Origin of the sequence: Microbacterium sp. Leaf436 (assembly GCF_001424715.1) — a bacterium.
Taxonomy (GTDB): domain Bacteria; phylum Actinomycetota; class Actinomycetes; order Actinomycetales; family Microbacteriaceae; genus Microbacterium.
In genome coordinates this window covers 19,681-30,206 of the sequence record NZ_LMRB01000006.1, presented here as the reverse complement: position 1 = coordinate 30,206, position 10,526 = coordinate 19,681, and the positions used below count along the sequence as shown (strand labels likewise).

At 73.0% G+C, this 10,526-nt stretch carries 10 protein-coding genes; 4 read left to right on the top strand and 6 right to left on the bottom strand.

The window, feature by feature from the left end; genetic code table 11:
- The 6 genes from ASG45_RS16515 to ASG45_RS15745 all read right to left on the bottom strand — a co-directional run.
- A partial coding sequence (locus ASG45_RS16515) for an ATP-binding cassette domain-containing protein (protein ID WP_200943428.1) occupies positions 1 to 234 on the bottom strand: 234 nt, incomplete at its 3' end.
- 173 nt (positions 235 to 407) lie between these two features.
- Positions 408 to 854, bottom strand: a 447-nt coding sequence (locus ASG45_RS15765) for an ATP-binding cassette domain-containing protein (protein WP_235561652.1), incomplete at its 3' end; no start/stop codon positions are given.
- 2 nt (positions 855 to 856) lie between these two features.
- Positions 857 to 2,275, bottom strand: a complete 1,419-nt coding sequence (locus ASG45_RS15760) for an FGGY-family carbohydrate kinase (RefSeq protein ID WP_082516658.1) — start codon at positions 2,273 to 2,275, stop codon at positions 857 to 859.
- Positions 2,272 to 3,312, bottom strand: a complete 1,041-nt coding sequence (locus ASG45_RS15755) for a class I mannose-6-phosphate isomerase (RefSeq protein WP_200943427.1) — start codon at positions 3,310 to 3,312, stop codon at positions 2,272 to 2,274. Before ASG45_RS15755 ends, ASG45_RS15760 begins: the two co-directional genes overlap by 4 nt.
- Positions 3,309 to 4,802 (bottom strand): LacI family DNA-binding transcriptional regulator, encoded by a 1,494-nt coding sequence (locus ASG45_RS15750; RefSeq protein WP_055840021.1) that lies wholly within the window; start codon positions 4,800 to 4,802, stop codon positions 3,309 to 3,311. Before ASG45_RS15750 ends, ASG45_RS15755 begins: the two co-directional genes overlap by 4 nt.
- Positions 4,803 to 4,887: 85 nt before the next feature.
- Entirely contained in the window at positions 4,888 to 5,886 is a 999-nt protein-coding gene (locus ASG45_RS15745) for an aldose 1-epimerase family protein (protein WP_055840017.1), read from the bottom strand.
- A gap of 128 nt (positions 5,887 to 6,014) precedes the next feature.
- Here ASG45_RS15745 and ASG45_RS15740 point away from each other — a divergent pair, with 128 nt between their 5' ends.
- The 4 genes from ASG45_RS15740 (at position 6,015) to ASG45_RS15725 (ending at position 10,522) form a co-directional block, all read left to right on the top strand.
- Positions 6,015 to 6,854 carry a class I fructose-bisphosphate aldolase gene (locus ASG45_RS15740; RefSeq protein ID WP_055840014.1) on the top strand — a complete coding sequence of 280 codons (840 nt, stop codon included), beginning with the start codon at positions 6,015 to 6,017 and terminating at the stop codon, positions 6,852 to 6,854.
- Positions 6,851 to 8,008 (top strand): Gfo/Idh/MocA family protein, encoded by a 1,158-nt coding sequence (locus tag ASG45_RS15735; protein WP_055840010.1) that lies wholly within the window; start codon positions 6,851 to 6,853, stop codon positions 8,006 to 8,008. The genes ASG45_RS15740 and ASG45_RS15735 overlap by 4 nt, the downstream gene beginning before the upstream one ends.
- A gap of 203 nt (positions 8,009 to 8,211) precedes the next feature.
- The gene (locus tag ASG45_RS15730; RefSeq protein ID WP_055840007.1) at positions 8,212 to 9,207 is read left to right on the top strand and encodes a LacI family DNA-binding transcriptional regulator; all 996 of its coding nucleotides are present in this window, start codon (positions 8,212 to 8,214) and stop codon (positions 9,205 to 9,207) included.
- Between the two features lie 166 nt (positions 9,208 to 9,373).
- Positions 9,374 to 10,522, top strand: coding sequence for a nucleotidyltransferase family protein (locus ASG45_RS15725; protein ID WP_055840004.1), 1,149 nt, complete (start codon positions 9,374 to 9,376; stop codon positions 10,520 to 10,522).
- Positions 10,523 to 10,526: the final 4 nt, after the last annotated feature.

Below are 10,526 nucleotides of genomic sequence, written 5' to 3'. Positions count from 1 at the left end.
CACCGCGATGCCCTTGTCCCGCACCCGCCGGATCGTCTCGAGCACGTTCTTCGTCTGACGCACACCGAGAGCAGCGGTGGGTTCGTCGAGGAACACCAACCGCCCCGCCCAATGCACCGCACGAGCGATCGCGATCGCCTGCCGCTGCCCACCCGACATCTCCCCCACCGGCGACGTCAACGAACGCACCGTCGCGCCGAGCTCATCGAACGCCGCGCGGGAGGCGACGGCCATGTCCTCTGGCTCACCGTCCTGGATGTCGCGTCGGTGGCCCTCATGTTCGTGCCCGCCGCGACGCCGACGAGGATCAGGATGCCGACGAGTGCGAGCGTGGCCGGGATGCGGCGCGCGACCGCGCTCACGCGGCGGGTCCACCCGGCGCGCCACCCACGACCCCGCCTGCTTCNCGACGTCAACGAACGCACCGTCGCGCCGAGCTCATCGAACGCCGCGCGGGAGGCGACGGCCATGTCCTTCGTCTTCATGAACCCCAGCGCACCCGCCAGGCCGGGGCGGCGGATCTCGCGGCCCAGGTACATGTTCTGCACCGGATCGAGATGCGGCGCCAAGGCCAGGTCCTGGTACACGGTCTCGATTCCCAACGCCGACGCGACCTGCGGGTTCGACATCTCGATCGGTTGCCCATCGAAGAGGATCTCGCCCTCATCGACGGCGAGATTGCCCGACAAGGCCTTCACCAGCGTCGACTTTCCGGCGCCGTTGTCACCGATGAGCGCGGTGACCTCCCCCGGATAGACCTCGAAATCCACATTGCTCAACGCCCGGACAGAACCGAACTGCCGCGACAGTCCCCGCGCCTGCAGCACGGGAACGGCGGTGGTGACTGACGACATCGTCAGCTCCTTTCGTTGGTGAGAAGAGGGCTCTCGTCCGCGACGAGAGAAGAAGAGAGGAACGCCTCGGCGACGTCCTCGAAGGACCGGGATGCCGCGTCGGCGGCGAACGCGGCGAACAACGCCGCGCCGTACGCGGTGCCCTCGTCGTGGGTCGAGACGGTGACCGCGGGCAGCAGCGCCGAGCGCGAGCGCACGACGGACGCCATGGTCGACCAGCCGCCGGTCAGCACCGTCGAGGTGGGAGGGGCGACCTCGCGGTCCATCACCGCCATGCACTCCGCGAGCATCTCGTTGCCGTGGCGCAGGCTGGCCGCGAACAGTTCGGCGGGGCTGAGTCCGTCGCTCTGCGCGACGATCCTGAGCACGCCGTCATCGTTGCGGGCGCCCGACACCTCGAGACCGCCGTCGGCGAGCGTGCCGTCGACGGGAAGAGCCACGGCCGCGTCATCGATGACCGCGCGTCCCGTGGCATCCGTGATCCCGAGCAGCTGCAGCACGCGCCGCATGAGCAGTCCCGACTTGGTGCCCGCGAGCAGCACGTACTTGCCCGGGATGACGTGGCGCACGCAGTTGATACCGGCGTGCGCGAGACGCTCGCGCGCGGCGAACGGAAGGGTGTCGTCGAGCACGCGCACGAGCGCCTCGGCGGTGCCCATCGAGTCGTACAGCTGTCCCGTGTGGGTGGCGCCGACGGCGACGGCCGAGACGAGGTGGTCGTGCCCCGCGATGGTGAGGGCGGCGCCCCGGAAGCCCGCGGGCATGGCCGGGTCGCTCAGCGTGCCGACCGCCTCGCCGGCGCTGACGCGAGCGCCGAGGATCGTCTCATCCACCCCGAGCACGTCGAGCGCCGCCTGCCAGGGGGTGCTGTCGTCCTGGTCGATGAGTCCGGTGCGCGAGACGAGCGAGTACTCCGCCACGCGGGGGCCGCCGAGCGCGTGCACGACGAACTCCGGAACGTTGAGGAAGGTGGTCCCGGCGAGCGCGATCCCGCGATCCCGCAGGTGCAGGAGCTTGGCGATGGATGCCAGGGGCCCGACCGGCAGCCCCGTGCGGCCGGGGAACTCGGCGCGGAACGCGTCGGGGGTCGCCGCGATCTGAGCGGCGCCGCGCGGGTCGAACCACGCCATGATCGGGGCGAGCGCGGTGCCGTCGGCGTCGAGCAGCACTCCCGCCTCGGCCATGCCCGACACCCCGAGGGCGACGATGCGATAGCCCGCGTCGAGGCGTTGGTCGGCCTCGGCCGCGAGCTCGCGGACGACGGCGATGGCGCGGTCGGCAGGCATCTCGGCCTGACCGTGGTCGAGGTTGGTCCAGGGTGAGCGGCGGCTCACGACGAGCACCTGGCGCCCGTCTGGGGTGGCGACCAGCAGCTTGGTGCTGGTGCTTCCCATGTCGATGCCGACGACGTAGTCGCTCACCGCACTCCCCCGCCGCGCAGGGTCCCGGGCCAGCCGGCGCCGGGCGCCGCGACGAGCACATCGGCCTCGCCCGTCAGGCGCCAGGCGCCGAAGGCGTGCGGGACGGCGTAGACCTGTCCGCGCTCGACGTCGACCGAGCCCGCGTCCGACACCAACGCGCCGGACCCTTCGCGCACCAGCACCACCGCGAAACCGGCTTCACGGGCGGCGGTCTCGCCGGCCGCGTCGAACAGGCGGAAGTACGGGTCGGCGGCGGCGGGCAGCAGCGAGCGGAGGTCGTTCCCCGCCGGCGTCGTGCCGGCCGTGCTGATCAGGGCGTCGAGGGCTGCGGCATCCAGCTTCTCGGTCGACACGGCGGGCATGACGGCGTCGAAGCCCAGGTCGAGGTGCGATTCGTCGCGGGTCGAGGTCGTGACCGACCACTCGAGCAGGATCGAGAAGTCGGTGGGCTCCTGCACCTCGGCGACGAAGATCCCGCCATCGATCGCGTGCACGGTGCCGGCGGGCACGAGCACGCCCATCCCGGGGCGGACGACCACGCGGTTCATCCGCGAGAGCATCCACTCGCTGTCCTGCGCGTCGCGGCGGCGGTCGAGCTCGTCGCGGTCGACGGCCTGGTTCCAGCCGACGTGCACGGCGCAGTCGGCCTCGGTCTCGAGCACGTACCAGGCCTCGGTCTTGCCGTACGGGCAGTCGAGGTGCCCGCGCGCGAACTCGCGGTCGGGGTGCACATGCACGGGAAGACGCTGGCGCGCGTCGAGCAGCTTGACCAGGATGCCGAGATCCGCGGCGTCGCGTCCGCCGCGGGCCCCCACCCACGCGGCGCGGTCGGCCGTGACCAGGTCGCGCAGGAACGCGCCATCCTCGGCGATCGCGAGGCCGATGGTGTCGGAGCCGAAGCGCGAGACGGTCGAGCCGAGCCACTCCTCGGGCTGGCGGTCGGTCTCGGGCACGATGCCGCGGAGGGCCGCGATGCGGTCACCGCCGAGGTAGAAGTGCTGCACGGGGTTCGGGGGCAACAGGACGGGCTTCATCACGAGGCTCCGATCGGTTCGGAGGACGACACGGCGGCGACGCCGGAGGTCTCGGTGCGGGCGAGGGCGAAGGCCGTCGCCACGAGCGCCGCGGCGGGCTCGATCACGGCGACGGAGAGGGGGGCGGCCTCGGGCGGGGCGGGCTGCCCGGCCGACGCCGACGGGGCGGGCTGCCCGGCCGACGCCGACGGGGCGGGCTCGATCACGGCGACGGAGAGGGGGGCGGCCTCGGGCGGGGCGGGCTGCCCGGCCGACGCTGACGTGGCGGGCTGCCCGGCCGACGCCGACGGGGCGGGCTGCTCGGCGGACGCCGACGGGGCGGGCTCCCCGGCAGGTGCCGAGGGCACGGCGGGCGCGGCGGGCCGCCCGGCAGACGCGGGCTGCGCGACGGACGCCCCCTCCGCGGCGACAGCGCCCACCGGCGCGGCGACGGCGGGCAGGGATCCGGCACCGACGCCGACCTCGCCCGATCCCCGCGGGACGAGGCGGGTCGGCACGACGATGCGCGCGGGACCCTCGTCGGGGCGTGCGGCGCGCTGCCGCAGCAGCCGGAACGCCGCGACCGCGAGCAGGCGCGGGTCGTGGTCGACGTAGGTGATCGCCGGCTCCAGCACCTCGGCGAGGGTGAAGTCGCCGAACGAGATGAGCGCCGGCATGCGCAGGCCCTTCGCGCGGATCGCCCGGACCGTTCCGATCGCCGCGAGGCTGGTCGCGCAGAGCAGCGCGGTGGGGGCGTCGCCGCGTTCGAGCAGGCGCGAGGCCTCGGCGGCCTCGCCTCGACCGAAGCGCTCGTGGGTGACGACGAGCGAGGGGTCGAACGGCAGACCCGCCGCTTTCAGAGCCGAGCGGTAGCCGGCCAGGCGATCGTCGACCGTGGGATAGGGCACGTCCTCGCCCATGAAGGCGATCCGACGGTGCCCGTGGGCGACGAGGGCGGCGGTGGCCTCCGCGGCGGCGCCGAAGTCGTCGATCACGACGGCGTCGATACCCGGGCGCGAGCGGTCGATGCAGACGACCGGAAAGCGGGTGCGCAGCCCCGCGAGGGTCGCGGCGTCCACGGCGACGGGCGCGACGATGAGGCCCGCGAGGCGGTGCCCGGTGAGGCGGTCGAGCTGGGTGCGCTCGTGGGCGGCGTCGTAGCCGGTGCTGGCGAAGATGACGCTGAGTCCCTCGGCGACGGCGAGCTCTTCGACGACGCTGACGAACGCGGCGAAGAACGGGTCGCTGATCGCGTCGATCAGAATGCCGATCGTGTCGGCGTCGCGCCGCTTGAGTTCCCGAGCGCTGCGGTCGGGGACGAAGCCCAGTTCGCGCACGGCCCACAGCACGCGATCGCGGGTGGCGGGCAGCACGCCGGCTTCGTCGTTGACGACACGGGACACCGTCTTGGGGCTGACCCCCGCGGCCGTGGCGACGTCGATGAGTCGGGCGCGCGGCCGGGGCGCCATGGCCTCGGTGGCCGCCGTGGCGGACGGTCGCTCGTCGTGCGTCATCGCATCTCCGACATCGTTGTCATTGGGGACGAAACCCTCGGGCGGGCTGCGCTGGAGTCAGCATGAGCCCGATGGGACAACGTTGTCAAGTCACGGAAGCATCTCGGATGACAGCGATGTCGAGACCGAGCTCCCACGAGGCTCCGGGGGCGAGTGCGCGCAGCAGCCCCCTCGCCCGCGCGTCGCCGCGACCGAGGATCGTCGCGGCCGTCGCCGGCTCCACCCCGAGCACCACCCCGCCCTCCTGCGCCACGCGCCACTGGAACATCCCCGGCAGCACCGAGGTGTCGAACGAGATCCGGATGCCGAGCCCCGACGGCGCGATCACCTCGGCGCTCACCCGACGGTCGGTCGGCAGTTCGTGCGCGAACACCTGCTCGGGGTAGTGCGCGACGGGTTCGGGGAACTCCGCCCACGACGACAGTCCCACCTCGGCCGCGGCGTCGCGCGGCTGCACCCCCGTGGCGGGAGAGCGCAGCACCGAGCCCGTCTCCACCAGCGGCCAGCCGAGGTTGACGTGGTACAGCACCATGGGCTCCACCTCGCGGGAGCCGCGGTTGACGATCTCGTCGCGCAGCTCGATCCGCCCCTCACCGAGCGGAACCCGCACGCTCCGCCGCAGCTCCAGATGGGCGCCGAGCACCGTGGCCTCCACGACGACCGCCTCGACCACCACGGCGTCCGGGGTCACCTCGGCTCGGGTGACGGATGCCGAGAGCCCGCTGTACCGCCCGTGCTGGGGGTGCTCCCCCTCGGCGTCGACCGACGGCGGGCCGAACGACAGCAAGCCGCAGGTCGTGACGAGGCCTCCCCCGAACGAGGCGCCGAAGCCCCCCGCTCCCGGCCGCGGCCAGCCCGTGGGCGACACCCAGGCGAGCGGCACACCACGGTGACGCACCTGACCCAGATCGAGGCCGCGGTCGGGCAGCAGCTCGACCTCGAGGTCGCCCGCGATCACGCGCAGGCGCCGGGTTCCGGCATCCGGTCCGTCGGTGCGCACCGATGCCTCCACGCTCGCGACCTGCGCCGTGCACCCCGCCCTGCGGCGCGCCTCGTCGATCGTCGATCCGTACAGCTCGCCCATGAGCCCCGCCTTCCTCGCCGTTGCGCGGCCCACGTTAGCAGTCGTTGACAACGTTGTCTCGCGCCCCGCATACTGACGGTCGAGCGCAGAGCCGCGCCCCGACCCGACGTCTCGGAGACCCACACCCCATGTCGAAACCCCGCCTCCACCGCCTCTTCAACGCGACCTCCGGCCGCGCGCTCGACGTCGCCGTCGACCACGGCGCGTTCCACGAACACGGCTTCCTCACCGGTATCGAAGACATGGCCGCCACCGTCGCGACGCTCGTCGCAGCCGGCCCCGACGCCGTGCAGCTCACGCTCGGCCAGGCTCCGCTGCTGCAGAGCGTCCCCGGCAAGCAGAAGCCCGGCCTGGTGCTGCGCACCGACATCGCCAACGTGTACGGCGACCCGCTCGAATCCCCCCTGCACAGCATCCACGTGCCCGACGCGATCGAGGTCGCCGTGCGCCTCGACGCCGTCGCCGTGTGCGTGAACCTGCTCGATCTGCCCGGCGAACCCCAGGTGCGCGAGCAGTGCATCCGGTCGATCCTGGCTCTTCGCACCGACGCCGAGCGGTACGGGATGCCGCTGATGATCGAGCCCCTCGTCATGCAGACCAAGCCCGGCAGCGGCGGGTACGGCGTCGACGGCGACACCGCCAAGATCGTCACCCTCGTGCGTCAGGCACGCGAGCTCGGCGCCGACCTCATCAAGGCCGACCCCACCGACGACATCACCGAGTACCACCGCGTGATCCAGGCCGCCGGGGACACCCCCCTGCTGGTCCGCGGCGGGGGGCGCGTCGACGACCGCACTCTTCTGGAGCGCACGCGCGCCGTGCTCGAGCAGGGCGCCCGCGGCATCGTGTACGGCCGCAACGTCATCCAGCATCGCGACCCCGCCGGCATCACCGCGGCCCTCATGGCCGTCGTGCACGACGACGCCTCGGTCGACGAGGCCCTGAGCCTGATCGGCGGTGCCGCATGACCGGCAAGAAGGTGGGCATCGGCATCATCGGCGGAGGGCTGATGGGCCGCGAGATCGCCGCGGCGCTGCGCCGCTGGCCGGCCCTCATCGACCACCCCGTCGAGCCCGAGCTCGTGGCCGTCTGCGACATCAACCCCGCGGCGCTCGAATTCTTCGAGCGCATCGACACCGTGCAGCTGACTACCACCGACCACCACGAGCTGCTCGCCGACCCCCGCGTCGACGTCGTCTACATCGCGGTGCGCCACGACCTGCACGAGCGGCTGTACGTCGACACCATCCGCGCGGGCAAGGCGCTGCTGGCCGAGAAGCCGTTCGGCATCGACCGGGCCGCCGCCGACGCGGTCGTCGCCGCCATCGCGGAGAACCCCGTGTCGTTCGTGCGGGTCTCGAGCGAGATGCCGTTCTTCCCTGGCGCCCAGTGGGCCGTCGACTACGTGCGCTCGGGAGCCCTGGGCCGCATCGTCGAGGCGAACTGCTCGTTCCTGCACTCCAGTGACATCGACGTGGACAAGCCGTTGAACTGGAAGCGGCAGAAGCAGTTCTGCGGCGACGCGGGCGTGCTCAACGACCTCGGCATGCACACCTGGCACGTGCCGCTGCGGCTGGGGTGGACGCCCGAGAAGGTGGTCGGCATCCTGCAGGACATCGTCACCGAGCGCCCCGGTCCCGACGGCACCCCGCAGCCGTGCGACACCTGGGACAACGCCGTGATCCACTCCTGGGCCCGCCACGACGGCGCCCCCTTCCCGCTCACCACCCAGACCAAGCGCATCGCGCCGGGCCACAAGAACACGTGGGAGTTCGAGGCCATCGGCATGTCGGGCGGCGTGCGCTTCAGCACCAAGAACCCCAAGCAGGTCGAGGTCTTCGCCGTCATCGACGTTCCCGGCGTCGGGCGAGAGCAGAGCTGGCAGAAGATCGACGCGGGCAGCCAGTCGGTGTGGCCCACGGTGACCGGAGCCAACTTCGAGTCCGGCTTCTCGGATGCCATCCTGCAGATGTGGGCGGCCTTCCTCGCCGAGTACGTGGGCGAGCTCGGCGACGGCTTCGGCTGCGTCCGCCCCGACGAGGCCGCGCTGACGCACCGGCTCTTCGCCGCCGCCATCGCCTCGCACGAGACCGGCGCGCTCGTCGCTCCGAGCTCTGTCTGACCTGCTCCCGCCAAACCCGTTGAGTGTCCAGGACTCGCCGCATCCGTCGCGCTGGCAGCGGCGTGTCTCGGACACTCGACGGGCGCATCAGCCCCCGCCGACGCGCGGATCCCGAAGTCGGCCCGCCCGGATCCCGAAGTCGGCCTGCCCGGGTCCCTATGCTCGGAGGATGCCGTGCCTGACGGCATCCTCCGAGGAGACTCATGCGCAAGACCGGCCGCCCCACGATGGTCGACGTGGCCGCCGACGCGGGCGTGAGTCTCAAGACCGTCTCGCGCGTCATCAACGGCGAACCGAACGTCGACCCCGCGATGACCGAGCGGGTTCAGTCGGCCGTCGCACGACTCGGCTACCACCGCAACGCCCTCGCCGCGAGCCTGCGCTCCGGCAACCGCGACACCGTGGGCTTCATCGCGGCCGACCTGTCGAACACCTTCTACATGGCCGTCGCCGCCGCCGTCTCGACCGTCGCGGCCCGTGAGCGCATGCACCTGGTCATGGCCTCCAGCGAAGAAGACGCCGACACCGAGCGCACCCTCGCCCTCGACCTGTGCCAGCGTCAGGTCGGCGGACTCATCGTCGTGCCCACGGCCGACGACCACTCCTATCTGCGGCGCGAGGTCGAGCTCGGCACTCCGGTCGTCTTCCTCGACCGTCCCGGCAGCGGTGTGCCCGCCGACGCGATCCTGCTCGACAACCGCGGCGGGGCGCGCGCCGCCGTCGCCGAACTGCTCGAGGCCGGACACCGTCGCATCGCCGTCCTGATGGACGCCCGCGGGATCTACACCATGGCCGAGCGCTGGGCGGGGGTCCACGAGGCCTTTCGCGCCGCGGGACGCGAGCCCGATCCCGCGATGGTCGTCGACGGCCTCCACACCCCGGCGGTCGCCCGCGAGGCGATGCAGCGCCTGCTCGACCTCGACGATCCGCCCACGGCCGTGTTCTGCGCGAACAACCGCGTCACGATCGGCGCGCTCGAGGCCATCCTGCCCCGCGGAGCAGACGTCGCCATCGCCGGCTTCGACGACTTCGAACTCTCACGTCTGCTCCCCCGGCGCATACGGATCGTCGACTACGACGTGGCCGACCTCGGCACGCGCGCGGCCGAGACGCTCCTCGCCCGCAGGGCCTCTCCCGCGACGGGGTCGCACACGCACCTGGTTCCGACGCGTCTGGTGGACCGGGGCGGCGTGCGCTGAGTCGACGCGCCTCGCGCACGTGCCGTGGCGAGGGAACGCGCGTCGCGGGTGATGTCGCGGACGAACTTCTCGTCGCCGTCCGACGGCGGAGGGCGCACATCGATCCGCGCGCGCCGTGGCACGCGGAAGAGTGAGAGATCGCCCACCACCCACCCGGGAGCGATGCATGAGTTCTTCCCCGCCCGCCGACGGGTGGTTCGCGATCGCCCACGGCGCCCTCGACGTGCGGGGGTCGGCCCTGTTCGACGCCGGTGCCGAGATCCTGATGGTCCCGACCGACCCCGGTGATGCCCTGTGCCTGGTGGGCGCGGGCGCCGCCCTCTGGCGTCGACTGATCGACCGGGCCCCCGTCGGCGACGGCGATCTCGACCCGGCGGAGCGCGAGATGCTGGCCCAGATGAGCGTCGCGGGCCTCGTCTCCCGCGATCCCTCCCACCCCGCGCGAGTGCTCCGGCTCGACCCGCCGACGCTGTCGTCGCCGCTGCACGAGCTCGTCTACGCCCTGACGGCCCGCGTGGCCGCGCAGCACGGCATCCCCTGCGTGTTCACGAAGGGCCCGGCGCTCTTCCTCCAGGGGTTGCGCGAGCGCGAGCACTCCGGCGACGTCGACGTGTGGTGCGACCCGGCGCAGGGCGACATCCTGGCCGCGGCCCTCGAGCCGTGGGGCTGGTCGCGCGAACCCGATCCGTGGCGCGGCACCTCGGTGCACCACACCGCCACCATGACGCCACAACGCTGGGGCTGCGAGATCGACGTCCACCGCCGCTTCCCCGGGCTCACCCTCGCCGACGCCGACGCTCTCGCGATCGTGCTCCGCGACGCCGAGCCGATGCGCTTCGCCGGCGTCGAGATCCGGGTGCCGCGCGCCGACACGCACGCCGTCCTGGCCGCCGTGCACGCCGTGCGCCCCGTCATCGGGGCGGGACCGCGCACGCGGGCGACGTCCGACACGGCCGCCCTGCTGCTCGCCCGGGCACCCGGTTCCCTCGATCGCGCGCGCGAGCTCGGCGCGGTCGGCGTGCTGCGCGACGAGCTCGCACCCCTGGCTCCCCCGGGGTCGCTCGACGGCGACCACGGCGTCCCGCGCGACTGGGCCTGGCGCGCCGAGTCCAGCCGGGCCCGCGCCTACTGGGCGGCGCTTCGGGGCGAGCCCCCGACGACGCGGGCGCGTCTGCTCCTGCGCTTCGTCTGGCCGCCCGACGACATCGCGCTCGCCTCGGCCCGCCGCGCGGGTGAGGCCACCGACGACCCCGACCGGGCGCGCCGCCGGCGCCTGGTGCGGGGCCTGCGCGAATGGCTCCGCGCGCGCGGGTGACGAC

Excerpts from the sequence above, each read along its gene's own strand:
- ASG45_RS15750 (WP_055840021.1), bottom strand. The coding sequence starts at position 4,802 with ATGACGCACGACGAGCGACCGTCCGCCACGGCGGCCACCGAGGCCATG.
- ASG45_RS15735 (WP_055840010.1), top strand. The coding sequence starts at position 6,851 with ATGACCGGCAAGAAGGTGGGCATCGGCATCATCGGCGGAGGGCTGATG.
- ASG45_RS15725 (WP_055840004.1), top strand. The coding sequence starts at position 9,374 with ATGAGTTCTTCCCCGCCCGCCGACGGGTGGTTCGCGATCGCCCACGGC.
- ASG45_RS15740 (WP_055840014.1), top strand. The coding sequence starts at position 6,015 with ATGTCGAAACCCCGCCTCCACCGCCTCTTCAACGCGACCTCCGGCCGC.
- ASG45_RS15745 (WP_055840017.1), bottom strand. The coding sequence starts at position 5,886 with ATGGGCGAGCTGTACGGATCGACGATCGACGAGGCGCGCCGCAGGGCG.
- ASG45_RS15730 (WP_055840007.1), top strand. The coding sequence starts at position 8,212 with ATGCGCAAGACCGGCCGCCCCACGATGGTCGACGTGGCCGCCGACGCG.